Below are 25,180 nucleotides of genomic sequence, written 5' to 3'. Positions count from 1 at the left end.
TAGATAGAAAGGAAAGCCGATCGATGCCCCAGGTGGATCCCGAACTCTTCGACCGTGGCCAGTTCCAGGCCGAGCTGGCATTGAAGGCAAGCCCCATCTCCGCCTTCAAGAAGGCCATCCGCCAAGCCCGCGAGGTGCTCGATGCGCGCTTTCGCAGTGGCCGGGATATTCGCCGCCTGATCGAAGACCGCGCCTGGTTCGTCGATAACATCCTGCAAAAGGCCTGGGAGCAGTTCAATTGGAGTTTCGACGCCGATATCGCCCTGGTGGCGGTCGGCGGCTACGGTCGCGGCGAACTGCACCCCTACTCCGACATTGACCTGCTGATCCTGCTGGACAAGGCCGATCACGAGACCTTTCGCGATTCCATCGAGCGCTTTCTGACGTTGCTGTGGGACATCGGCCTGGAAGTCGGCCAGAGCGTACGCTCGGTTGACGAATGCGCCGAAGAGGCCCGTGCCGACTTGACGGTGGTCACCAACCTGATGGAAAGCCGCACCATCTGCGGCCCCGAGCGCCTGCGCCAGCGCATGCTCGAAGTCACCAGCACCGCACACATGTGGCCAAGCAAAGACTTTTTCCTGGCCAAGCGCGCCGAACAAAAAGCCCGGCACCACAAGTACAACGACACCGAATACAACCTGGAACCCAACGTCAAAGGCTCACCGGGCGGGCTGCGGGATATCCAGACGATTTTGTGGGTAGCGCGCCGCCAATACGGCACGCTGAACCTGCGCGCCCTGGCTGGCGAAGGCTTTCTGGTGGAGAGCGAAAACACTCTGCTGGCCTCGTCCCAGGAATTCCTGTGGAAGGTGCGCTACGCCCTGCACATGCTGGCTGGTCGTTCCGAAGACCGCCTGCTCTTCGACCACCAGCGCTCTATCGCTACCCTTCTGGGCTTTGAAGGCGAAGATGCGAAGACCAGCATTGAAAGCTTCATGCAGCAGTACTACCGGGTGGTCATGAGCATTGCTCAGCTCAGCGACTTGATCATCCAGCACTTCGAAGAAGTGATCCTGGCTCCCGAAGATGAAGCGCCGCCGCAGCCGATCAACGCGCGTTTCCAACTGCATGACGGCTATATCGAAGCGCGTAACGACAACGTGTTCCGCCGCACACCGTTCGCCATGCTGGAAATCTTTGTGTTGATGGCCCAGCAGCCGGAGATCAAAGGCGTGCGCGCTGACACCATCCGCTTGCTGCGGGAAAACCGTCACCTGATCGACGACGACTTTCGCAACGATATCCGCAACACCAGCCTGTTTATCGAGCTGTTCAAGTGCCGCATCGGCATCCATCGCAACCTGCGGCGCATGAACCGCTACGGCATTCTCGGGCGCTACCTGCCGGAGTTCGGCTTTATCGTCGGGCAGATGCAACACGACCTGTTCCATATCTATACCGTCGATGCCCACACCCTGAACCTGATCAAGCATCTGCGTAAGTTGCAGTACACCCAGGTGTCAGAGAAATTCCCGCTGGCCAGTAAGCTGATGGCCAAGCTGCCCAAGCCCGAGTTGATTTACCTGGCCGGCTTGTACCACGACATCGGCAAGGGCAGGCATGGCGACCACTCGGAGATCGGCGCGGTCGATGCCGAAGCCTTCTGCCAGCGCCACCAGTTGCCGGTGTGGGACAGCCGCCTGATTGTCTGGCTGGTGCAGAACCACCTGGTGATGTCGACCACGGCCCAGCGCAAGGACTTGTCCGACCCGCAGGTGATCCACGACTTTGCCGGCATCGTCGGCGATGAAACCCGCCTGGATTACCTGTATGTGCTGACCGTCTCCGACATCAACGCCACCAACCCGACGCTGTGGAACTCCTGGCGCGCCAGCCTGTTGCGCCAGCTATACACCGAGACCAAGCGCGCCCTGCGCCGTGGCCTGGAGAACCCGGTGGACCGCGAAGAACAGATCCGCCGCACCCAAAGTGCAGCCCTGGATATCCTGGTGCGCGGCGGTAACGACCCGGACGACGTCGAGCAACTCTGGTCGCAACTGGGTGACGATTACTTCCTGCGCCACACCGCCGGCGACGTGGCCTGGCACAGCGACGCGATCCTGCAGCAACCCGCCGATGGCGGCCCGTTGGTCCTGATCAAGGAAACCACCCAGCGCGAATTCGAAGGCGGCACGCAGATCTTCATCTACGCCCCCGACCAGCACGACTTCTTTGCCGTGACCGTGGCGGCCATGGACCAGCTCAACCTGAACATCCACGACGCCCGGGTCATCACCTCCAGCAGCCAGTTCACCCTCGACACCTACATCGTGCTCGACACCGACGGCGACTCAATTGGCGATAACCCGGCGCGGGTGAAAAAGATCCGCGAAGGTCTTACCGAAGCCCTGCGCAACCCCGACGACTACCCCACCATCATCCAGCGCCGGGTGCCGCGCCAGCTCAAGCACTTTGCCTTTGCGCCCCAGGTGACCATCTCCAACGACGCACAGCGACCGGTGACGGTGCTGGAGCTCAGCGCACCGGATCGCCCGGGCCTGCTGGCACGCATCGGCGGGATTTTCCTGGAGTTCGACCTGTCGTTGCAGAACGCCAAGATTGCGACCCTGGGCGAGCGTGTGGAAGACGTGTTCTTTATCACCGATGCCGATAACCAGCCGCTGTCCGACCCGCAGCTGTGCCTGCGTTTGCAAGCGGCGATCGTGGAGCAATTGAGCGTGAGCCAGGAACCCGGCGTCGAGCTAACGCGCCTGACCATTTGAATTCTTAACTTTGTGAACAGGAGTCATGTGGGAGCTGGCTTGCCTGCGATGCAGACACCTCGGTGCGTCAGGTCGACCGCAGTGAGGCCATCGCAGGCAAGCCAGCTCCCACAGGATCCGCGCTCACCGTGACAGAGGCTTATATGAACAACGCCCTTAACCAGTTGCAGCCCTACCCCTTCGAGAAACTGCGCGCTCTGCTCGGCAGCGTGACGCCGAACCCGGACAAGCGCCCGATTGCGCTATCCATCGGCGAGCCCAAGCACACCTCACCGGCCTTCGTTGCCGAGGCCTTGAGCAATAACCTCGATCAAATGGCGGTGTACCCCACCACCTTGGGTATTCCGGCCCTGCGCGAAGCCATCGGCGCCTGGTGCGAACGTCGCTTCAACGTGCCCAAGGGCTGGCTGGACCCGGCACGCAACATCCTGCCGGTCAACGGTACGCGCGAGGCGCTGTTTGCCTTCACCCAGACCGTGGTCAACCGTGGCGACGACGCACTGGTGGTGAGCCCCAACCCGTTCTACCAGATCTACGAAGGCGCCGCGTTCCTGGCCGGGGCCAAGCCGCATTACCTGCCGTGCCTGGACAGCAATGGCTTCAACCCGGACTTCGACGCCGTCTCCCCCGACATCTGGAAACGTTGCCAGATCCTGTTCCTGTGCTCCCCAGGCAACCCGACCGGCGCGCTGATCCCGGTCGACACCCTGAAAAAACTCATCGCCCTGGCCGACGAATATGACTTCGTCATCGCCGCCGACGAGTGCTACAGCGAGTTGTACTTTAACGAGCAAACCCCACCGCCGGGCCTGCTCAGCGCCTGCGTCGAGCTGGGGCGCCAGGACTTCAAGCGTTGCGTGGTGTTCCACAGCCTGTCCAAGCGCTCCAACCTGCCAGGCCTGCGCTCAGGCTTCGTGGCCGGCGACGCCGAGATCCTCAAAGCCTTTTTGCTGTACCGCACCTACCACGGCTGCGCGATGCCCGTGCAAACCCAGCTTGCAAGCATTGCGGCCTGGCAGGACGAAGCCCACGTACTGGCCAACCGTGACCTGTACCGCGAGAAGTTCGACGCGGTGCTGGCGATCCTCGAGCCGGTGCTGGACGTGCAAAGCCCGGACGGCGGCTTTTACCTGTGGCCGAATGTAGAGGGTGACGACGCCACTTTCTGCCGCGATTTGTTCGTGGAAGAACATGTGACGGTGGTGCCGGGGTCTTACCTGTCGCGCGAAGTGGACGGCTTTAACCCTGGCGCGGGGCGTGTGCGCCTGGCATTGGTTGCGCCGTTAGCCGAATGCGTGGAAGCGGCTGAGCGGATTCGCGACTTTATCCAGCGTCGCCGTTAAGGGCCTACCGGTCACTTCATGTGACCCAAATTCGCCTCGCTCATATCCAACTCCGCCAACACCTCCCTCAACACGTCATCACCAATCTGGTGATGACGGCTCAAGCTGTACAACTCCAACCGTTGCGCGCGTAGGGCCTTGAGCCGCAGCTTGCGCTCCAATTGGTCCATCTGCAGCGCCAGCGCCTGGGCTTCAGCCGAATCATTAAACACGTCCAGCTGATGACGATACTCCGCCATCAGCCGCGCCTTGAGCTCGGTGGCCAGTGCCGCTTGAGCGGCGTCCGGTGTTTCGGCTTCAGCGGGTTCCTGGGCCTCCAGTGCATGGATTGCAGCCACGGCGGTCTTTTTCCAGGCCTCGCGCACTTCGTTGTGGCGTTTTTCATCCGGGCCTTTTTCGACGCCACGCAGCAGTAACGGCAGCGCGATGCAGGCAGCGACCAGCGACAGCAGGATCACCCCGGCAGCGATAAAGATCAGCAGGTCACGCTCAGGGAAATCCTGGCCCGGCGCCAGCAACAAGGGCACCGACATGACGCCCGCCAGGGTCACCGCTCCGCGAACACCGCCGACGGTCAGTAACCAGCAGGAGCGGGCCGTCGGCACCAGGGTCAGCGCGCTTTTGCCACGCAGCCTGCGCAGCAACCCCGACAGCCGCCAGATGCTCTGCACCCAGATAAAGCGCAATACCACCAGCACCAGGAAGATCGCTACCACATCCAGGCAGCGATACATCAAGGTGGGCCACAGTGTGGTTTCATGACTGACCACAGCCTTGATGATGTCCGGCAATTGCAGGCCGAGCAGCAGGAAAATCAGGCCATTGAAGGCAAACTCCAGCAGCGACCAGACGCTGCGGTTGAGCAAACGCGTGCTGGTCTGGCGCGGCAGCAGGTCGAGCCAGCTTTGCATCATGCCCGCCGCCACCGCCGAGAGAATGCCGGACGCGCCCAGGCGTTCAGCCAGTACGTACGCAGCAAAGGGCAGCAGCAACATGAACACCACATGGGTCGCCGGGTCATCCCAACCGCGCGCGATCATCCAGGCGCGCAGGCGGCCGACCAGCCAGCTCAGCGCCACGCCGATCGCCAACCCACCCACTGCCACCAGTACAAACGTCAGGCTGGCATCCGCCAGGGAAAAGACCCCGGTCAACGCCGCGGCCAGGGCAAATTTGAAGGTCACCAGGCCCGACGCGTCATTCATCAAGGCTTCGCCCTGGAGCATGTGCATCAGCGGCTTGGGCAAACGGTTCTGGGAAATGGCCGACACTGCCACGGCGTCCGTCGGGGATAAAACCGCTGCCAGGGCAAAGGCCACCGGCAAGGGGATCGAGGGCAGCAACCAATGAATAAAGTAACCAGCGCCCACCACGGTGAACAGCACCAGCCCCACCGCCAACGTCAGGATCGGACCACGCAGGCGCCACAACTCGCGCTTGGGCATGCGCCAACCATCGGAAAACAGCAGCGGTGGCAGGAACAGAAACAGGAACAGCTCCGGGTCCAGCGCCACATGCAGCCCCAACGTGGGCCAGGCCAGCAAGGCGCCGGCGGCGATCTGCACCAGGGGCAACGGCAGTGGGATGATGCGCCCGACCAGGCGCGAAAGGCTGACCAGCATCAGCAGGATAAGAACGGTGTAGGCGGTTTGCATAACGCGGGTTTCCCGGACAATCGACTTGCAACGACACATCAGGCAACAACTGGCCGTTGAAGTGCCATATTACCCGGCTATGTTACCTGGCTATGTTACTCGCCTATGCTGCGCACTGGCACTTTGCGCAAAAGTCGCACGCTGTTGACGAGCGGCGCCGAAACCCGCTGGTCGTGGCATAATCGGCGATCTTTCATTTTCATACGTCCAAAGGGGGGCAATTCCTTGAGTGCTTCAAGCAAAACCTTGCACCTTTTCGGCATCAAAGCCTGCGACACCATGAAAAAGGCGCGCACCTGGCTCGATGAGCACGGGGTGAGCTATGAGTTCCATGACTACAAAACAGCCGGTATCGACCGCGAACACTTGACCCAATGGTGCAACGAGCACGGTTGGCAGGTGGTTTTGAACCGTGCGGGCACCACCTTTCGCAAACTCGAAGACGAACGCAAAGCCGATCTCGATCAGTCGAAAGCCATTGAATTGATGCTCGCACAACCCTCGATGATCAAGCGCCCGGTGCTCGATCTCGGTGACAGAACCCTGATTGGCTTCAAGCCAGATAGTTATTCGGCGGCCCTCAAGTAGGCCAGCCTTCCATTTTTGTAGAGGTAACAGCATGTCCAATTCCCTGTTCAGCCTGGGCTTCGGCGTCGGCACTCAGAACCGCCAAGGTGCTTGGCTGGAAGTGTTTTACGCACAGCCCTTGCTCAACCCGTCGGCTGAAATCGTTGCCGCCATCGCACCGATCCTCGGTTACACCGAAGGCAACCAGGCGATCACCTTCACCGTGAGCCAGGCCCTGCAACTGGCCGACGCGCTCAAAGGCGTCGATGCTACCCAGGCCGCCCTGCTCAGCCGCCTGGCCGAAAGCCACACGCCGCTGGTCGCGACCTTGCTGGCCGAAGACGCAGCGCTGACCTCCACGCCTGAGGCCTACCTCAAGCTGCACCTGCTGTCCCATCGCCTAGTCAAGCCCCACGGCCTGAGCCTGGCCGGCGTGTTCCCGCAGTTGCCGAACGTGGCCTGGACCAGCCAGGGCGCTATCGACATCAATGAACTGGCCGAGCGCCAACTGGAAGCGCGCCTGCGTGGCGACCTGCTGGAAGTGTTCTCGGTGGACAAGTTCCCGAAAATGACCGACTACGTCGTACCGGCTGGCGTGCGTATCGCTGACGCTGCACGTATCCGCCTGGGCGCGTACGTAGGCGAAGGCACCACCGTGATGCACGAAGGCTTCGTCAACTTCAATGCGGGCACCGAAGGCCCGGGCATGATCGAAGGCCGCGTATCGGCGGGCGTATTCGTCGGCAAGGGCTCGGACCTGGGCGGCGGTTGCTCCACCATGGGCACCCTGTCGGGCGGCGGCAATATCGTGATCAAGGTGGGCGAAGGCTGCCTGATCGGCGCCAACGCCGGTACCGGTATCCCATTGGGCGACCGCAACACCGTGGAGTCGGGCCTCTACATCACCGCCGGCACCAAGGTTGCCCTGCTGGACGAGCAGAACCAACTGGTCAAGGTGGTCAAGGCGCGTGAGTTGGCTGGCCAGCCGGACCTGCTGTTCCGTCGTAACTCCGAGACCGGTGCCGTGGAGTGCAAAACCCACAAATCGGCCATCGAACTGAACGAAGCGCTGCACGCTCACAACTAAGCAGCCACTCGATGCCACTAGCGGGCCGCACCTTCGGGGGCGGCTCGCTTATACGAGTCTTGATCACCATGCTTGTGCCCTCCCCCTGGCGCGCCGATTTCCCGGCCATCGCCACCCTGCAACGGCAAGACCAGACCTATCTGGACAGCGCCGCCACCACGCAAAAACCCCAAGCCCTGCTGGATGCCATCAGTCATTACTACGCCAATGGCGCAGCCAATGTGCACCGTGCTCAGCATTTGCCTGGAGCCCATGCGACCCAGGCGTTCGAAGACAGCCGCAGCAAGGTCGCGCAGTGGTTGAACGCAGGTGACAGCGGGCAGGTCGTGTTTACCCACGGCGCAACCTCTGCGCTGAACCTCCTGGCCTATGGCCTGGAGCACTTATTCAATGCGGGCGATGAGATTGCCATCAGCGCCCTGGAACACCACGCCAACCTGTTGCCCTGGCAGCAATTGGCCAAACGCCGCGCACTCACACTGGTGGTCTTGCCTCTGGACGATGACGGCGTCATCGACCTGGACGCCGCGGCCAGCTTGATTGGCCCACGCACACGCTTGCTGGCGGTGAGCCAGTTATCCAACGTGCTCGGTGCCTGGCAGCCGCTGCCAGCCTTGCTGATGATGGCCCAGGCACACGGCGCCCTCACGGTGGTGGACGGCGCCCAAGGCATCGTCCATGGCCGTCACGACGTGCAGGCCCTGGGCTGCGACTTCTACGTATTTTCCAGCCACAAACTCTACGGCCCGGACGGCGTGGGTGTGCTGTATGGCCGTAATGAGGCCCTGCACCACCTGCGCCACTGGCAGTTCGGCGGCGAGATGGTGCAACAGGCCGACTACCACAGCGCCAGCTTTCGCCCCGCGCCGCTGGGTTTCGAGGCCGGCACTCCTCCGATTGCCAGTGTGATCGGCCTGGGCGCGAGCCTGGATTACCTGAGTTCACTGGATCCCTCGGCGGTGATCGCCCACGAAGCCGCCCTGCATGACTACCTGCTGCGTGGGCTTAAGGCACGCAATGGCGTACGCGTGCTGGGATCGCCGCAGGTGGCGCTGGTGAGTTTTGTGGTGGAGGGCGTGCACAACGCCGACCTCGCCCACCTGCTGACCGAGCAAGGCATTGCTGTGCGTGCCGGTCACCACTGCGCAATGCCGCTGTTGAAGGCGATGAATCTGTCAGGCGCCATCCGCGTTTCACTGGCGCTCTACAACGATTCCGACGACCTGGAGCGCTTTTTTGAAGCGTTGGACCAGGCGCTGGACATGCTGCGATGAGCTTGCCGCTGGAGGCACACGCCGCACTGCAAGCCTTCCAGGCCATTGGCAGTTGGGAGCAGCGCGCCCGGGTGCTGATGCAATGGGGTGAACGCTTGCCCGCCCTGGCTGATGACGAAAAGGTCGACGCTAATCTGGTGCACGGTTGCGAAAGCCTGGTGTGGCTGGTGGGGCGCTTGCAGGACGGCCATTGGCAGTTTACGGCGAGCAGCGAGGCGCGGATGATTCGTGGATTGGTGGCGTTGCTGCTGGCGCGGGTCAATGGGCTGTCGGCTGATGAACTGCAAGCGGTTGACCTGCCTGACTGGTTCAATCAACTGGGCTTGTCGCGCCAGTTATCGCCGTCGCGCAGCAATGGCTTGAATGCCGTACTGCAACGCATGCGAGACCTGACGCGTACACAGAAATAATGTGGGAGCTGGCTTGCCTGCGATAGCGGCGAATCAGTCAGTATTTTCAGTGGCTGACACACCGCTATCGCAGGCAAGCCAGCTCCCACAATTTGGATCTTTGTTCGGCAATGAGATTTAGCTGGGTTTGATGCGCTCCGACGGCCTGCGCACTCCCGCCACGATCTTGTCTACCGCCTTGGTGGCCGCCACCATGCCGAACGTGGCTGTGACCATCATCACCGCGCCAAACCCGCCCGCGCAGTCCAGCTTCACGCCATCACCGACAAAACTCTTCTGCAGGCAGATGCTGCCATCAGGCTTGGGGTAGCGCAGTTGCTCGGTGGAAAACACGCACGGCACGCTGTAATGACGAGTCACGGTACGCGAAAAGCCATAATCGCGGCGCAAGGTAGAGCGCACTTTCGAGGCCAACGGGTCATTGAAGGTGCGGTTCAGGTCACACACCTGGATCAGCGTGGGGTCAATCTGCCCACCGGCGCCGCCGGTGGTGATGATCTGGATCTTGCGGCGCTTGCACCAGGCAATCAGCGCCGCCTTGGCGTTGACCGCGTCGATGCAGTCGATCACACAGTCGATAGTCGGCGTGATGTACTCGGCCATGGTATCGCGGGTGACGAAGTCTGCCACCGCGTGCACGGTGCAATCGGGGTTGATGCCGCGCAGGCGCTCAGCCATCACTTCGACCTTGGGCTTGCCCACGGTGCTGTCCAGGGCATGCAACTGGCGGTTGCTGTTGCTGACGCAGACATCGTCCAGGTCAAACAGCGAAATCTCACCCACCCCGCAGCGGGCAATCGCTTCTGCCGCCCAGGAACCCACGCCGCCGACGCCGACAATCGCCACATGGGCCGCTTTCAAGCGTTCCAGGCCCTCAAGGCCGTACAAGCGGGCAACGCCTGCAAACCGCGGATCTTCTGTACTCATCATCATTACCCCAAAAACCGGCGCGCATTATAGGGCTACGCAGCAGCAAGTTTTAAGCTACAAGTTACAAGTGAAGAACTTAGATGGAGTTTCGCAGACTAACGTCCGGCTTTTCTCTGTCTGCTGTACGCTCAGGGAAGCGCCAGTGTAGGATGCGCGCCGTTCGGCGCAGGCCGACACCTCTTTCGTTCCGCACCCTTTGGAACCCGACATAACCATGGCATCGCGTAAATTTGGACTCAACCTGGTGGTGGTGCTGGCAATTGCCGCGCTGTTCACCGGTTTCTGGGCGCTGATCAACCGCCCGGTCACCGCTCCCAACTGGCCCGATCAGATCTCCGGCTTTTCCTACTCGCCGTTCCAGCAAGGCCAGTACCCGCAGAAAGGCCAGTACCCTACCGACGAACAGATGCGTCAGGACCTTGCGATCATGAGCAAGCTGACGGACAACATCCGTACCTACTCGGTGGACGGCCCCCTGGGCGATATTCCCAAGCTGGCCGAAGAGTTTGGCCTGCGCGTGACCCTGGGGATCTGGATCAGCCCGGACCTTGAGCGTAACGAGCGGGAGATCCAGCGCGCTATCGAGATCGCCAACACCTCGCGCAGTGTCGTGCGCGTAGTGGTGGGCAACGAAGCGTTGTTCCGGGAAGAAATCACCCCCGAAGCCCTGATCGTGCTGCTCGACCGCGTGCGCGCCGCCGTGAAAGTCCCGGTGACCACCTCCGAGCAATGGCACATCTGGGAAAAGAACCCGCAACTGGCCAAGCACGTCGACCTGATCGCCGCGCACATCCTGCCATTCTGGGAATACATCCCAATGGACAAGGCCGGCCAGTACGTCCTGGACCGCGCCAAGGACCTGAAGAAAGCCTTCCCGAAAAAGCCACTGCTGCTGTCGGAAGTGGGCTGGCCGAGCAACGGCCGTATGCGCGGCGGCAATGAATCGTCGCCGGCAGACCAGGCGATTTACCTGCGTACACTGGTCAACAAGCTCAATCGCCAGGGTTACAACTACTTCGTGATCGAGGCCTTCGACCAGCCGTGGAAGGTCAGCGATGAAGGTTCGGCGGGTGCGTATTGGGGTGTATTCAACGCCGCGCGCCAGCAGAAATTCAATTTTGACGGCCCGGTGGTGGCGATTCCGCAATGGCGGGTACTGGCCATCGGTTCAGTGGTGCTTGCGCTGCTGTCCCTGACCCTGTTGATGATCGATGGCTCGGCCCTGCGCCAGCGTGGCCGCACCTTCCTGACCTTTATTGCGTTCCTGTGCGGGTCGGTGCTGGTCTGGATCGGCTACGACTACAGCCAGCAATACAGCACCTGGTTCAGCGTGACGGTCGGTGTGTTGCTGGCACTCGGCGCCCTGGGCGTGTTCATTGTGTTGCTGACCGAAGCCCATGAGCTGGCGGAAGCAGTCTGGACCCACAAGCGTCGGCGTGAATTCCTGCCCGTGGAAGGCGATTCGGACTACCGCCCGAAAGTGTCGATCCATGTGCCGTGCTACAACGAGCCGCCGGAAATGGTCAAACAGACCCTCGACGCGCTGGCCGCCCTCGACTATCCGGACTACGAAGTCCTGATCATCGACAACAACACCAAGGACCCGGCGGTGTGGGAGCCGGTGCGCGATTACTGCGAAACCCTGGGCCCGCGCTTCAAGTTCTTCCACGTCGCGCCCCTGGCCGGTTTCAAGGGCGGCGCGCTGAACTACCTGATCCCGCACACCGCCAAGGATGCCGAAGTGATCGCGGTGATCGACTCGGACTACTGCGTATCGCCCAACTGGCTCAAGCACATGGTGCCGCACTTCGCCGACCCGAAAATCGCCGTGGTGCAGTCGCCCCAGGATTACCGCGACCAGAACGAAAGCACCTTCAAGAAGCTCTGCTACGCCGAATACAAGGGCTTCTTCCATATCGGTATGGTCACCCGTAACGACCGCGACGCGATCATCCAGCACGGCACCATGACCATGACCCGCCGCTCGGTGCTCGAAGAGCTGGGCTGGGCCGACTGGTGCATCTGTGAAGACGCCGAACTGGGCCTGCGTGTGTTCGAGAAAGGCTTGTCGGCGGCGTACTACCACGACAGCTACGGCAAGGGTTTGATGCCGGATACCTTTATCGACTTCAAGAAACAGCGTTTCCGCTGGGCCTATGGCGCGATCCAGATCATTAAGCGCCACACCGCCAGCCTGATACGTGGCAAGGACACCGAGCTGACCCGCGGTCAGCGCTACCACTTCCTAGCGGGCTGGTTGCCGTGGGTGGCCGATGGTATGAACATCTTCTTTACCGTCGGCGCCCTGTTGTGGTCTGCGGCGATGATCATCGTGCCGACTCGGGTCGACCCGCCATTGCTGATTTTCGCGATCCCGCCGTTGGCGTTGTTCGTGTTCAAGGTCGGCAAGATCATCTTCCTCTACCGTCGTGCGGTAGGCGTGAACTTGAAAGATGCGTTCTGCGCGGCCCTGGCCGGTTTGGCGTTGTCCCATACCATCGCCAAGGCGGTGCTGTATGGTTTCTTCACCACCAGCATTCCGTTCTTTCGCACGCCGAAAAACGCCGATAACCACGGCTTCTGGGTGGCCATTTCCGAAGCCCGCGAAGAAATGTTCATCATGCTCCTGCTGTGGGGCGCGGCGCTGGGGATCTACCTGGTGCAAGGCCTGCCGAGCAACGACATTCGCTTCTGGGTCGTGATGTTGCTGGTGCAGTCGCTGCCCTATGTGGCGGCGCTGATCATGGCGTTCTTATCGTCGCTGCCCAAACCTTCGGCGGCGCCCGAGCCCGCACCGGCGGCGTAAAAAGTGACGCAATGCACTAAACGGCGGCCCTTGGCCGCCGTTTTGCTATAAGATAACGGCCCTTTTGTGAGACTTGGCCTGGCCCAATTCTATGTGGGGGCTGGCTTGCCTGCGATACAGACGCCGCGGTCTGACAGGCACACCGCAGCGATGCTATCGCAGGCAAGCCAGCTCCCACATTGGAGTTGCGTCGCTCCAGGCTCTGTATTTCCACATTCGTCCTGCGCCCCACCACACGCTTTCCGGAGTTCCCCCCATGACGGCCCATGCCGACCTTTCGCCGACCCTTCAACTGGCCATCGACCTGATCCGTCGCCCGTCGGTCACACCGATCGACGCCGATTGCCAGAAGCTGATGATGCAGCGCCTGGGCGACGCCGGTTTTGCGCTTGAACCGATGCGCATCGAAGATGTGGACAATTTCTGGGCCACCCATGGCAAGCATGAAGGTCCGGTGCTGTGCTTTGCCGGTCACACCGACGTGGTGCCGACCGGTCCGGTACAGGCCTGGCAGAACGACCCGTTCGACGCGTTGATCGATGAAAACGGCATGCTCTGTGGCCGTGGCGCGGCTGACATGAAAGGCAGCCTGGCGGCGATGCTGGTGGCAGCGGAACGTTTCGTCACCGACTACCCGGACCACAAGGGTTCGGTCGCCTTCCTGATCACCAGCGACGAAGAAGGCCCGGCGCACCATGGCACCAAGGCGGTGATCGAACGTCTGGCCGCGCGCAAGGAACGCCTGGACTGGTGCATCGTCGGCGAACCGTCAAGCACGACCCTGGTGGGCGATGTGGTCAAGAACGGCCGTCGTGGCTCCCTCGGTGCCACCTTGACCGTGCGCGGTGTACAGGGCCATGTGGCTTACCCGCATCTGGCGAAGAACCCGATCCACCTGGCTGCGGCGGCCCTGGCTGAATTGGCTGCCGAGCATTGGGATGACGGCAACGCCTTCTTCCCGCCGACCAGTTTCCAGATTTCCAACCTCAATTCGGGTACCGGCGCCACCAACGTGATCCCCGGCGACCTGACGGCGGTATTCAACTTCCGCTTCTCTACCGAGTCCACCGTCGAGGGCCTGCAACAGCGGGTCGCGGCGATCCTGGATAAACATGGCCTGGACTGGCATGTGGACTGGGCGCTATCGGGCCTGCCGTTCCTCACCGAGCCGGGTGCGCTGCTGGATGCGGTATCTGCCAGTATCAAGGCGATCACCGGGCGTGAGACCAAGGCATCCACCAGCGGCGGTACTTCCGATGGGCGCTTTATCGCCACGCTGGGCACCCAGGTGGTCGAGCTGGGCCCGGTCAACGCGACGATCCACCAGGTCAACGAACGCATCCTGGCCAGCGACCTCGATGTGCTGACCGAAATCTACTACCAGACCCTGATCAAGTTGCTCGCCTGATGCTTGCCTGCCCCATTTGCAGCGCACCGCTCAATGCGGTGGACAATGGCGTGGCGTGCCCGGCCGGGCACCGTTTCGATCGCGCGCGCCAGGGTTACCTGAACCTGTTGCCGGTGCAGCACAAGAACAGCCGCGACCCAGGCGATAACCTGGCCATGGTCGAGGCGCGCCGCGACTTCCTCAACGCCGGGCACTACGCCCCGGTGGCCAAGCGCCTGGCCGAACTGGCCGCCGAGCGTGCACCGCAGCGCTGGGTCGACATTGGGTGTGGCGAGGGTTACTACACCGCGCAAATTGCCCAGGCCCTACCCCACGCCGATGGCTATGCCCTGGATATCTCCAAGGAAGCGGTCAAGCGCGCGTGCAAACGCAACCCGGCGCTGACCTGGTTGATCGCCAGCATGGCCCGCGTGCCATTGGCCGATGCCAGCTGCCAGTTCCTCGCCAGCGTGTTCAGCCCGTTGGATTGGCAAGAGGCCAAGCGCCTGCTCAGTCCCGGCGGCGGTTTGATGAAGGTCGGCCCGACCAGCGGCCACTTGATGGAACTGCGCGAGCGTCTTTACGACGAGGTACGCGAGTATACCGACGATAAACATCTGGCCCTGGTGCCGGATGGCATGCACCTGGCACACAGTGAAACACTGGAATTCACCCTGAGCCTGGCCGAAGCCCAGGACCGCGCCAACCTGCTGGCGATGACGCCCCACGGCTGGCGAGCCAGTGCCGAGCGCCGCCACGAGGTGATCGAGGCGGCCGAGCCGCTGCAGGTCACGGTGTCGATGCGTTACGATTATTTCGTGCTTCAATGACTGACGTTCACCCACCCGCGAATGGATTTTCGAATCCCGCAACGAGGAACATCCATGCGCCAACCCGATATTGAGATTTACCTGAAGGACGCCGACGTCGATCACAAGGCCATCGCCGACTGGCTGGGCGCCGCCCTGGGCCCGTGCACCGACTGGGTCCAGAAAGGCCAGACCTACAAGTGCAAGGCCGGCAGCGTGCCGGTGACCTGGCTGCCCAAGGCGGTGGGCAAATGGAACAGCCTGTACCTGGAAAGCGACCAGACCCCGTGGGACGACGACATCGCCTGCGCCCGCGCCGCGTTTGCCGCGCTGAACGTCGAAGTGCGCTGCGCGCCGGGCACCTGGGTTGAAGAAGAGGGTGAGGAAAGTGCCGACACCTGGATTCGCATCAGCGTAGACGGTGAAGAACAGATCACTTGGAAAACCGCCTGAAGATCGTTCCCACGCTCTGCGTGGGAAAGTAGCCTGGGACGCTCTGCGTCCCAAAGCGTGACGCGGAGCGTCACAAGAGGCGTTCCCACGCAGAGCGTGGGAACGATCAAACAACGTTGTTACAGGCCGACCACATCCTCCGCCTGCAAGCCCTTCTCGCCGGTCACCACGGCGTATTCCACCTGCTGGCCTTCGGCCAACGAGCGGTGGCCTTCACCGCGAATGGCGCGGTAGTGCACAAACACATCCTTGCCATCTTCACGCTGGATAAAGCCGTAGCCCTTTGCATCGTTGAACCACTTCACATTGCCGGTTTCACGCGTTGTCATCTGTTCACTCCCACTGGTTTTTTTATTGTTGAGTCGCTCGCATTGAACTGCCGAGTATAAGACAGGCTCAAAAACCATCAACTCAACTTTACATCGCTGCTTTTTTGCCGATTTTCGGCGAATACGGCACACTACCCGCCCGAGCGCCTGCTCGGTTTTTTCCACTTGAAGCAGTTCGCCTATGACCCGCTCCCCGTTCCGCCGTCTGGTGTTTGGCACCTTGCGCCGACTGTTGTACCTCTGGGTTCGCTCAGAGACGATCAACCAGTCGTCCCTCACCCTTAACCTGGACCGCAGCCGGCCGGTTTTCTACGTCCTGCAATCACCCTCCCTCACCGAGTTGGCAGTGGTCGACGCCGAGTGCACCAAGGCCGGCCTGCCACGCCCGGTGCTGCCAGTGTCAGTGGGGCCGTTGATGGAGCCTGCGGCGTTCTTCTACCTCACGCCGGATCCGGATTGGCTTGGGCGCCAGGACAAGCGTGGCGCACCACCCACCCTGACGCGGCTGGTCAATACCCTCACCGAACACGCCGAAGAGAATGTACAAATCATTCCGGTCAGTGTGTTCTGGGGCCAATCCCCCGAAAGCGAGTCCAGCCCCTGGAAGCTTTTATTCGCCGACAGCTGGGCGGTCACCGGGCGTCTACGTCGGTTGTTGAGCATCCTGATCCTGGGGCGCAAGACCCGTGTGCAATTCTCCGCGCCTATCAACCTGCGCGAATTGATCGAGCACAATAAAGGCCACGAACGCACCGTGCGCATGGCCCAGCGCATCTTGCGTGTGCACTTTCGTAACCTGAAGACGGCGGTGATCGGCCCCGACCTGTCCCACCGCCGTAATCTGGTGAAGGGCCTGGTCAATATGCCGCTGGTGCGCCAAGCCATTGCGGATGAGGCCGAACGCGAAAAGATCGCCCCGGAAAAAGCCAAGGCCCTGGCCCTGCGCTATGGCAACGAAATTGCCTCGGACTACACCTACACCGCGATCCGCTTCCTGGAAGTGGTCTTGAGCTGGTTCTGGAACAAGATCTACGACGGCATCAAGGTCAATAACATCGAAGGCGTGCAAAAGGTGGCCCAAGGCTACGAGGTAATCTACGTGCCTTGCCACCGCAGCCATATCGACTACCTGCTGCTGTCCTACCTGCTGTTCAAGAACGGCCTGACCCCACCGCATATCGCCGCCGGCATCAACCTCAACATGCCGGTGATCGGCAGCCTGCTGCGCCGTGGCGGTGCGTTTTTCATGCGCCGCACCTTCAAGGGCAACCCGTTGTACACCTCGGTGTTCAACGAATACCTGCACACCCTGTTTACCAAGGGCTTCCCGGTGGAGTACTTCGTCGAAGGCGGCCGCTCGCGCACCGGGCGCATGCTACAACCGAAAACCGGGATGTTGGCGATCACCCTGCGCAGCTTCTTGCGCTCCTCGCGCATGCCTATCGTGTTCGTGCCGGTGTATATCGGTTATGAGCGTGTCCTCGAAGGCCGCACTTACCTGGGCGAACTGCGTGGCGCCAGCAAGAAGAAAGAGTCGATCTTCGATATCTTCAAAGTGGTCGGCGCGCTCAAGCAACGCTTCGGCCAAGTGGCAGTCAACTTTGGCGAACCGATCAAGCTGGCAGAGTTCCTCGACGCCGAGCAACCGGACTGGCGCGCCCAGGAACTGGGGCCGAACTACAAGCCGGCCTGGCTCAACGAAACCACCAATCGCCTCGGCGAACAGGTGGCGCGTCATTTGAACGAAGCCGCTGCGGTGAACCCGGTGAACCTGGTGGCGCTGGCCCTGCTGTCCACCACCCGCCTGGCCCTGGATGAACAGGCCATGGCCCGCCAGCTGGACCTGTACCTCGCGCTGTTGCGTCGTGTGCCCTACTCGCCCCACACCACCCTGCCGGAAGGCGATGGCCTGGCGCTGATCAAGCACGTCAAGGACATGAACCTGTTGTCCGAGCAGAGTGACGCCCTGGGCAAAATCGTTTATCTGGATGAGCAGAATGCCGTCCTGATGACCTACTACCGCAACAACGTGCTGCACATCTTCGCCCTGCCGGCGTTGCTGGCGAGCTTCTTCCAGAGCAGCTCGCGGATGAGCCGCGAACAGATCCTGCGCTACACCCACGCGCTTTACCCGTACCTGCAATCGGAACTGTTTATTCGTTGGTCCTTGGACGACTTGGACAACGTGGTCGATCAATGGCTGGACGCGTTTGTCGAACAAGGCCTGCTACGTTTCGAAAACGCCGTGTACCTGCGCCCGGCGCCGAGTTCGCGGCACTTTGTGCTGCTGACGCTGCTGTCCAAGAGCATCGCCCAGACCCTGCAACGCTTCTACATGGCGATCTCGTTGCTGCTCAACAGCGGCCAGAACAGTATCAGCGCAGAAGAGCTGGAAGACCTGTGCACGATCATGGCCCAGCGCCTGTCAATCCTGCACGGCCTCAACGCTCCGGAATTCTTCGACAAGAGCCTTTTCCGACATTTCATCCAGACGTTGCTGGAGCAAGATGTGCTGCGCCGCGATGAAGCCGGCAAGCTGGGCTATCACGACCTGCTCGGCGAACTGGCAGAAGGTGCGGCCAAACGCGTGTTGCCGGCGGATATTCGCCTGTCGATCCGCCAGGTGGCCTTGCACCGCGTGGACGGCGCAACCGAGACCGCGCCTGAACCGGTTGCCGCCCCTCCTGAAGAAAACCGCTAAATTGAACGAGGCGTCGGGCGGATTCCGGCGCCGTTGAAAAGGAGTTGCACCGTGAAAAAACTCATCCTTCTGGGCCTGACCGCCCTGCTCGGAGCCTGCCACTCGATGACCCCAACCCCGAAGGCCAGTCTGGACGGCGAAGTGTTCTACCTGCAACGCATCGCCCTGCCGCCGGCCGCCACCTTGAGTGTCAGCCTGCAGGACGTGTCCCTGATGGACGCCCCGGCCGTGACCCTCGCCGAACAGAAAGGCCCGGTCAAAGGCCAGGTGCCGCTGCCGTTTCACCTGAGCTATGACCCGGCTCAGGTCAAACCGGGCCACACCTATTCGGTCAGCGCTCGCATCGAGCTGGACGGCAAGCTACTGTTTATCACCACCGAGCGGCACACCGTGCAACTCAACGGCCAGGACCCACAACCGCTGCGCCTGCGGGTAGATGCGGCCGCACATTGATCATTCCCACTTCATAAGGAAGCGCCCATGCTCCGCAAATCTCTTCGCCTCACCGCCCTGTGTGCTGGCTTGCTGTTCGGCGCCAACGCCATGGCCCTGGATCTGGGCAGCCTGTCCCAGGGTGACGCCAGCGGCGGCCTCAAGGATGCCTTGACCCAAGGTGCACAGATTGCTGTGAAACAACTCGGGACGCCCGGTGGTTTCAGCAACAACCCGGACGTGAAGATCGGCCTGCCGGGCAAACTCGGCAAAGTCGCGGACAAGCTTAAAATGTTTGGTATGGGTGACCAGGTCACGCAACTGGAAACCAGCATGAACAAGGCCGCAGAAACCGCCGTGACCCAGGCCCAGCCAATTCTGGTCAACGCCGTGAAGAACATGAGCGTGACCGACGCCAAGGGCATTCTCAGTGGAGGCCAGGACTCCGCCACCCAGTACCTGAACAAAAGCAGCCGTGAAGAAATTCGCGCCAAGTTCCTGCCCATCGTCAAGGCCGCCACCGACAAAGTCGGCGTGGCTCAGCAGTACAACGCTCTGGCCGGCAAGGCCGCAGCCTTTGGCGCCGTGGATGCCAAGAGCGCCAACGTCGAAAACTACGTGACCGAGCAGGCGCTGGATGGTTTGTTCAAGATGATTGCGCAGCAGGAAGAAACCATTCGCAAGAACCCGGCGGCGGCAGCCACCAGCTTGGCCAAGAAGGTGTTTGGGGCACTTTAAGCTTTCGCCAGCGACTTGTACTGGGACGTAACGCGGCAAACACTCTGCGGGTGCAGAGTGTTTGCAACGGCTGAATATCAGAACTCAGCGCATTCAACGGCCGATTTGAGCGTTGGTATTCGCATTGCTGTTCGCGCTGGAAACGCTGTTGTTGATCGTAAAATTAGTGGTGGGCTGGGGATGATCGTATTTGAACGATTTGAGCGCGTCCGAAAGCTCACGCCGACTGACGGAGTCATTATGTGAATGTTTGGCGCAAGCGCCGCCCATCTGACCGCCGCCCAGTATCATACCAATCACCGAGTAAAAGTTTCCCACTGCTTGTAGGAGCATATCTATTTCGCCTCTATGAACGTTCTGGAAATGTTATCCACGTGATAAAAACCACCGAATAAAGTACCTGCGAACAGGTAACTATCTGTGGCAAGCCTGAAAAAAAGGTTCCCATTGGGCCCACCCAAAAACAGTCACAGATTTACTCCACGTCCTTCCTGATCCTGAACCAAGCCGCGTACAACGCCGGCAAGAACAACAGTGTCAACGCCGTCGCCACGATCAACCCGCCCATGATCGCCACAGCCATGGGCCCGAAGAACACACTGCGCGACAACGGAATCATCGCCAGCACCGCTGCCAGCGCCGTCAGCACAATCGGGCGAAAGCGTCGGACGGTGGCTTCGATAATTGCCTGCCAGGGTGCCAGGCCGGCCTTGATGTCTTGTTCTATCTGGTCCACCAGAATCACCGAATTACGCATGATCATGCCCGACAGCGCGATGGTGCCGAGCATGGCGACGAAACCGAAGGGTTGGCGGAACACCAACAGAAACAAGGTCACGCCGATCAGCCCCAACGGTGCGGTGAGAAAGACCATGGCCGTGCGCGAAAAGCTGCGCAGTTGCAGCATCAGCAAGGTCAGCACCACCACGATAAACAGCGGCACGCCGGCCTTCACCGAGTTTTGCCCCCGCGCAGAGTCTTCAACCGTACCGCCCACCTCCAACAGATAGCCGTCCGGCAGCTCGGCTCGCACATCGGCGAGCGTCGGCAAGATCTGCTGCACGAGGGTCGCCGGCTGTTCCTTGCCATAGATATCGGCCCGTACGGTCACTGTGGGCAGACGGTTGCGACGCCAGATGATGCCTTCTTCGAATCCATATTCGAGGGTGGCAATTTGCGACAGCGCCACGCTTTTACCATTGTCGGTGGGCACGGCCAGGCTTGGCAGGCGCGACAGCTCGCTACGCTCATGCACCGTGCCGCGCAGGAGGATCTCGATCAATTCGTTGTCCTCCCGATACTGGCTGACGCTGGCGCCGGTCAGGGAACTCTGCAGGAATTTCGACAGGTTGGCAGTGCTCACACCCAGGGCACGGGCACGGTCTTGGTCGATATTCAGGTATACGATTTTGCTCGGTTCTTCCCAGTCCAGATGCACATTCACCACATGGGTATTTTCGCGAACCTTGGCCGCCACTTTGCGCGCCAGCGAACGGACTTCTTCGATGTGCTCGCCAGTCACACGAAACTGCACGGGGTAGCCTACGGGCGGGCCGTTCTCCAGGCGCGTGACCCGCGAACGCAGGGCGGGGAATTGCTCGTTGAGGGTTTCGATCAGCCAGGTGCGCAGGCTTTCTCGCTCCTCGATGGTGTTAGCCAGCACCACAAACTGGGCGAAGCTGGCAGCGGGCAATTGCTGGTCCAGTGGCAGGTAAAACCGTGGCGAACCGGTGCCCGCGTAGGCGACATAGTTATTGATGCCGGCATGCTCCTTGAGCAACGCCTCCAGGCGCTTGACCTGTTCGGCGGTGTTGCTCAGGGAAGCGCCTTCGGCCAGTTTCAGGTCGACCATCAACTCCAAGCGACCGGAAGCCGGGAAGAACTGTTGCGGCACGAAGCGAAACAGTGCAACCGAGCCGATAAACAGCAGCAGGGTCAGCACGATCACGGTTTTACGCCGCTGCACGCACCACTCCACCAGACGCCTTACACGCTGATAGAAGGGTGTGCCGTAAGGGTCCGGGCCGTCGGTGCCGTGTTTGGCCGCATGAATCTTCGCCAGGTCGGGCAGGAGTTTTTCCCCCAGGTAGGGCACAAACACCACGGCCGCCACCCAGGAGGCCAGCAGTGCAATGGTCACCACCTGGAAGATCGAACGGGTGTATTCGCCAGTGCTCGATTGCGCGGTGGCAATCGGCAAGAAGCCTGCGGCCGTGATCAGGGTGCCGGTGAGCATGGGGAATGCGGTGCTGGTCCAGGCGAAACTCGCGGCTTTGAGGCGGTCGTAGCCCTGTTCCATTTTGATCGCCATCATTTCCACGGCGATGATCGCGTCATCCACCAGCAAGCCCAGGGCCAAGACCAAGGCGCCCAGGGAAATCTTGTGCAGGCCGATGCCCAGGTAATACATGGCGGCAAAGGTCATCGCCAGTACCAGCGGAATCGCCAGGGCGACGACCATGCCGGTGCGCACGCCGAGGGAGAAAAAGCTCACCAGCAAAACAATCGCCAGCGCTTCAGCCAATACCTGGACGAATTCTCCGACGCTGGTCTTCACAGCTGCCGGCTGGTCCGACACCTTGCGCAGCTCCATCCCTGCCGGAAGGTTCTTTTGCAGGCGTGCGAATTGCGCTTCAAGGGCCTTGCCCAGTACGAGGATGTCGCCACCGTCGCGCATGGCCACGGCCAGGCCGATGGCATCTGCGCCCATGTAGCGCATGCGCGGTGCCGGTGGGTCGTTGAAGCCTCGATGGATGTCAGCCACGTCACCGATGCGGAAGGTGCGATCCCCCACGCGTATCGGAAAGTTGCGGATCTCCTCTACTGTCTTGAAGTTGCCCGAAACGCGCAGTTGCACGCGCTCGGTGGGGGTTTCAAAGAAGCCGGCGGTGGACACCGCATTTTGCTCCTGCAACGCCTGTTGTACCGCAGCCAGAGGCAAGCCGAGGGTGGCGAGCTTGAGGTTGGACAGCTCGATCCAGATCTTCTCGTCCTGCAGGCCGAGCAGCTCGACCTTGCCCACATCCGGGACGCGTTGCAGCTGGATCTGGATGCGGTCGGCGTAGTCCTTGAGCACCGCATAGTCAAAGCCGTCGCCGGTCAGGGCGTAGATATTGCCGAAGGTGGTGCCGAACTCGTCGTTGAAAAACGGCCCCTGGATATCCGGCGGCAAGGTGTGGCGGATGTCGCTGATTTTCTTGCGCACCTGGTACCACAACTCAGGAATCTGCGCCGAACGCATCGAATCACGGGCAATAAAGGTGACCTGGGATTCACCAGGACGGGAGAACGACACGATGCGTTCATACTCACCGGTCTCCATGAGTTTTTTCTCGATTCGCTCAGTGACCTGGCGCGAGACCTCCTGGGCCGTGGCTCCAGGCCAGTTGGTCTTGATCACCATGGCCTTGAAGGTAAAGGGCGGGTCTTCGCTTTGTCCCAACTTGGTGTAGGACAAGGTGCCAACCACGGCCAGCAGGATCATCAGGAACAGTACGATCTGGCGATTACGCAACGCCCATTCGGAAAGATTGAAACCCATGGGGACTACTCCTTGGCCGCCAGATTCACTACACGGTTGGAGCGATCCACCGGGCGCACGGGTTGGCCCTCATGGAGCACATGCACGCCTGCGGCCACCACCCAATCGGTGGCGGCCAAGCCTTCGAGTACCGGCACGGTGTTTTCGCCAAACGCACCAATGCGTACAGGGGTGCGTTCAAGGGTGTTGTCCGGTTTTACACGCCAAACGTAGGACGCACCGTTCTCGGCACTCAGGGCAGACAGCGGTACCGATAGGGGAATGACACCGTCGACCTGGATGAAAACCCGTGCGCTTTGGCCCAGTTCGGCGGGCACTTTGCCGCCGATGAAGGCTACGCGCGCGGCGAAGGTGCGAGACTTGGGGTCGGCGGCAGGCGACAGTTCACGAATGCGCCCGGCGAAGCGTTGCTCTGGCTGGCTCCACAACTCCACCGACACCGGCTGGCCGATCTTGAAGCGGCCAAAGCCCTGCTCGGGCAGGCTGATCAAGACTTCACGCTCGCCATCGGTGGCCAGGGTGAACACCGTCTGGCCAGCGGAAACCACTTGCCCCACCTCGACGGCACGCTTGGCGACTACCCCATCCTGAGGCGCACGCAGCACGGCGTAGCCCGCCTGATTGCTGGACACATCGAACTCGGCCTTGATCTGCTTCAGGCGTGCTTCACCGGCTCGGTAGAGGTTTTCGGAATTGTCGTACTGCGACCGACTGACCATCTGACGGTCCATCAAGGTCTTGTAGCGATCCCGCTCCGCACGCACCAAGCTCAGATTGGCCTCTGCGGCGGCTACTTGGGCGCGGGTGGCCTCCAGTTGCAGGCGCACGTCCTGGGGGTCGAGTTCGGCCAGCGGCTGGTTGGCCTTGACCCGTTCGCCCTCCTCCACCAGGCGCTTGCTGACTTTGCCGCCGATGCGAAAGGCCAGGTCCGGCTCATAACGGGCACGCACCTCACCGGGGTAGCTGTCCATTGCCTGCGCCGAAGGCTGCGGTTGCACCACCATGGCCGGGCGTACGGTGGTCTGGGCCGCTTCTTCATGGCCGCAAGCGGCCAACAGGAAGATCAGGCTGACAGGCAAAGCAAGGGGCAGGAAAGCGCTGCGCATGCTGAAGGACCTTTCGCAAATAGAGCTTGGAATAATTATACTGGCCGGTATGTTATTAATACCAAACTCACCAGTCCAGTATTAAAGGTGAAAATGTCCGACAATCCTCTGAACACCGCAAGCCCCGGCCGCCCCAAGGACATGGCAAAACGCCAGGCAATCCTCGAATCGGCAAAATCGCTGTTCCTGGACAAGGGCTATGCAAACACCAGCATGGACGCCGTCGCCCTGGCGGCCGGCGTATCGAAACTCACGGTCTACAGCCACTTCACCGACAAGGAGACGCTGTTCACCGCGGCGGTAGTGGCCAAATGTGAAGAGCAATTGCCGGTGATGTACTTCGAGCTTCCCGAAGGCATGCCCGTCGAGACGGTGTTGCTCAACATCGCACGCGGCTTTCATCGGCTGATCAACAGCGAGGAGTCGGTAAACCTGCATCGCCTGATGATGACCACCGGCAATCAGGACGTGAAACTCTCCCAGATCTTCTTCAACGCCGGCCCCATGCGCATGCTGCAAGGCATGGAGCGCTTGCTCGGCAAGATTCACCAGAGCGGTGCCTTGAGCATCGACACACCGTTCAAAGCCGCGGAACACTTCTTTTGCCTGCTCAAGGGCACGGCGAACTTTCGCTTGTTGTATGGCTGCGGCGGACAATTGAGCGCGCAAGAGGCCGAAGAGCATGTGCAGGACGTGGTGCAGTTGTTTATGCGGGCCTATCGCAGCACGGGGCTCTACAGCACCGCATAGGCGGTAGCAACCGACGGTAACCACGATGCGAAGCGAGTCGCTCTTGATCTGCTCTTGATCTGCTTTTGATTTTGATCTTAAGCGCCCCGTCAAACCACGCTGGCCGGAATTCGACAGGGATTTGGGGGGTAAACCG

20 protein-coding genes are annotated in these 25,180 nt (G+C 61.1%); 14 read left to right on the top strand and 6 right to left on the bottom strand.

Going from position 1 to position 25,180, the window contains the following annotated elements; genetic code table 11:
• Positions 1 to 23: 23 nt before the first annotated feature.
• Both BOP96_RS21345 and dapC read left to right on the top strand, forming a co-directional pair.
• On the top strand, positions 24 to 2,726 hold the full coding sequence (locus tag BOP96_RS21345; protein WP_073453970.1) for a [protein-PII] uridylyltransferase: 2,703 nt from the start codon (positions 24 to 26) through the stop codon (positions 2,724 to 2,726).
• Positions 2,727 to 2,869: 143 nt separating this feature from the next.
• Positions 2,870 to 4,069, top strand: a complete 1,200-nt coding sequence (dapC, locus tag BOP96_RS21340) for a succinyldiaminopimelate transaminase (protein ID WP_019817861.1) — start codon at positions 2,870 to 2,872, stop codon at positions 4,067 to 4,069.
• 11 nt (positions 4,070 to 4,080) lie between these two features.
• Here dapC and BOP96_RS21335 read toward each other — a convergent pair whose 3' ends face one another.
• Complete coding sequence (locus tag BOP96_RS21335; protein WP_014717228.1) at positions 4,081 to 5,724, bottom strand: Na+/H+ antiporter; 1,644 nt, start codon at positions 5,722 to 5,724, stop codon at positions 4,081 to 4,083.
• 279 nt (positions 5,725 to 6,003) lie between these two features.
• Here BOP96_RS21335 and BOP96_RS21330 point away from each other — a divergent pair, with 279 nt between their 5' ends.
• The 4 genes from BOP96_RS21330 (at position 6,004) to BOP96_RS21315 (ending at position 9,062) form a co-directional block, all read left to right on the top strand.
• Positions 6,004 to 6,312, top strand: a complete 309-nt coding sequence (locus BOP96_RS21330; RefSeq protein WP_229999207.1) for an arsenate reductase — start codon at positions 6,004 to 6,006, stop codon at positions 6,310 to 6,312.
• A 31-nt stretch (positions 6,313 to 6,343) separates the two neighbouring features.
• Positions 6,344 to 7,378, top strand: coding sequence for a 2,3,4,5-tetrahydropyridine-2,6-dicarboxylate N-succinyltransferase (gene dapD / locus BOP96_RS21325; RefSeq protein ID WP_014717226.1), 1,035 nt, complete (start codon positions 6,344 to 6,346; stop codon positions 7,376 to 7,378).
• A gap of 68 nt (positions 7,379 to 7,446) precedes the next feature.
• Positions 7,447 to 8,652 (top strand): aminotransferase class V-fold PLP-dependent enzyme, encoded by a 1,206-nt coding sequence (locus BOP96_RS21320; protein ID WP_073453968.1) that lies wholly within the window; start codon positions 7,447 to 7,449, stop codon positions 8,650 to 8,652.
• The gene (locus BOP96_RS21315) at positions 8,649 to 9,062 is read left to right on the top strand and encodes a SufE family protein (protein ID WP_058410371.1); all 414 of its coding nucleotides are present in this window, start codon (positions 8,649 to 8,651) and stop codon (positions 9,060 to 9,062) included. The genes BOP96_RS21320 and BOP96_RS21315 overlap by 4 nt, the downstream gene beginning before the upstream one ends.
• Positions 9,063 to 9,179: 117 nt before the next feature.
• On the opposite strand, the gene tcdA is transcribed toward BOP96_RS21315, so the two are convergent.
• On the bottom strand, positions 9,180 to 9,989 hold the full coding sequence (gene tcdA / locus BOP96_RS21310) for a tRNA cyclic N6-threonylcarbamoyladenosine(37) synthase TcdA (protein ID WP_019817865.1): 810 nt from the start codon (positions 9,987 to 9,989) through the stop codon (positions 9,180 to 9,182).
• A gap of 217 nt (positions 9,990 to 10,206) precedes the next feature.
• Here tcdA and BOP96_RS21305 point away from each other — a divergent pair, with 217 nt between their 5' ends.
• The 4 genes from BOP96_RS21305 (at position 10,207) to BOP96_RS21290 (ending at position 15,447) form a co-directional block, all read left to right on the top strand.
• Entirely contained in the window at positions 10,207 to 12,798 is a 2,592-nt protein-coding gene (locus BOP96_RS21305) for a glycosyltransferase (protein WP_014717222.1), read from the top strand.
• Positions 12,799 to 13,054: 256 nt separating this feature from the next.
• Complete coding sequence (gene dapE / locus BOP96_RS21300) at positions 13,055 to 14,206, top strand: succinyl-diaminopimelate desuccinylase (RefSeq protein WP_005785553.1); 1,152 nt, start codon at positions 13,055 to 13,057, stop codon at positions 14,204 to 14,206.
• Positions 14,206 to 15,015: a putative RNA methyltransferase gene (locus tag BOP96_RS21295; RefSeq protein WP_060767067.1), complete on the top strand. Its 810-nt coding sequence runs from the start codon at positions 14,206 to 14,208 to the stop codon at positions 15,013 to 15,015. The genes dapE and BOP96_RS21295 overlap by 1 nt, the downstream gene beginning before the upstream one ends.
• Before the next feature lie 54 nt (positions 15,016 to 15,069).
• Complete coding sequence (locus tag BOP96_RS21290; RefSeq protein ID WP_073453966.1) at positions 15,070 to 15,447, top strand: hypothetical protein; 378 nt, start codon at positions 15,070 to 15,072, stop codon at positions 15,445 to 15,447.
• A 119-nt stretch (positions 15,448 to 15,566) separates the two neighbouring features.
• Here the strand turns inward: BOP96_RS21290 and BOP96_RS21285 are convergent, their stop codons facing one another.
• Entirely contained in the window at positions 15,567 to 15,776 is a 210-nt protein-coding gene (locus BOP96_RS21285; RefSeq protein ID WP_003189131.1) for a cold-shock protein, read from the bottom strand.
• A 181-nt stretch (positions 15,777 to 15,957) separates the two neighbouring features.
• On the opposite strand from BOP96_RS21285, the gene plsB reads away from it, so the two are divergent.
• From plsB to BOP96_RS21270, 3 genes are read left to right on the top strand one after another with little or no spacing between them, the layout of a single operon-like run.
• Positions 15,958 to 18,477: a glycerol-3-phosphate 1-O-acyltransferase PlsB gene (plsB, locus tag BOP96_RS21280; protein WP_073453964.1), complete on the top strand. Its 2,520-nt coding sequence runs from the start codon at positions 15,958 to 15,960 to the stop codon at positions 18,475 to 18,477.
• A 51-nt stretch (positions 18,478 to 18,528) separates the two neighbouring features.
• The gene (locus BOP96_RS21275) at positions 18,529 to 18,930 is read left to right on the top strand and encodes a YbaY family lipoprotein (RefSeq protein WP_014717218.1); all 402 of its coding nucleotides are present in this window, start codon (positions 18,529 to 18,531) and stop codon (positions 18,928 to 18,930) included.
• A gap of 27 nt (positions 18,931 to 18,957) precedes the next feature.
• The gene (locus tag BOP96_RS21270) at positions 18,958 to 19,647 is read left to right on the top strand and encodes a DUF4197 domain-containing protein (RefSeq protein ID WP_003189124.1); all 690 of its coding nucleotides are present in this window, start codon (positions 18,958 to 18,960) and stop codon (positions 19,645 to 19,647) included.
• 93 nt (positions 19,648 to 19,740) lie between these two features.
• Here the strand turns inward: BOP96_RS21270 and BOP96_RS21265 are convergent, their stop codons facing one another.
• The 3 genes from BOP96_RS21265 to BOP96_RS21255 form a co-directional block, all read right to left on the bottom strand.
• Positions 19,741 to 19,980, bottom strand: a complete 240-nt coding sequence (locus BOP96_RS21265) for a type III secretion protein (RefSeq protein WP_073453963.1) — start codon at positions 19,978 to 19,980, stop codon at positions 19,741 to 19,743.
• Between the two features lie 142 nt (positions 19,981 to 20,122).
• The gene (locus BOP96_RS21260; RefSeq protein ID WP_020300957.1) at positions 20,123 to 23,188 is read right to left on the bottom strand and encodes an efflux RND transporter permease subunit; all 3,066 of its coding nucleotides are present in this window, start codon (positions 23,186 to 23,188) and stop codon (positions 20,123 to 20,125) included.
• A gap of 5 nt (positions 23,189 to 23,193) precedes the next feature.
• Positions 23,194 to 24,294: an efflux RND transporter periplasmic adaptor subunit gene (locus BOP96_RS21255; RefSeq protein ID WP_019817871.1), complete on the bottom strand. Its 1,101-nt coding sequence runs from the start codon at positions 24,292 to 24,294 to the stop codon at positions 23,194 to 23,196.
• Positions 24,295 to 24,387: 93 nt separating this feature from the next.
• On the opposite strand from BOP96_RS21255, the gene BOP96_RS21250 reads away from it, so the two are divergent.
• The gene (locus tag BOP96_RS21250) at positions 24,388 to 25,044 is read left to right on the top strand and encodes a TetR/AcrR family transcriptional regulator (RefSeq protein WP_073453961.1); all 657 of its coding nucleotides are present in this window, start codon (positions 24,388 to 24,390) and stop codon (positions 25,042 to 25,044) included.
• Positions 25,045 to 25,180: the final 136 nt, after the last annotated feature.

The organism is Pseudomonas sp. FSL W5-0203 (assembly GCF_001896155.1).
In the GTDB taxonomy this organism is placed as follows: Bacteria; Pseudomonadota; Gammaproteobacteria; order Pseudomonadales; family Pseudomonadaceae; genus Aquipseudomonas; species Aquipseudomonas paracarnis.
Note: the sequence above shows the minus strand (reverse complement) of the source record. Positions and strands in the feature narration are given on the sequence as shown.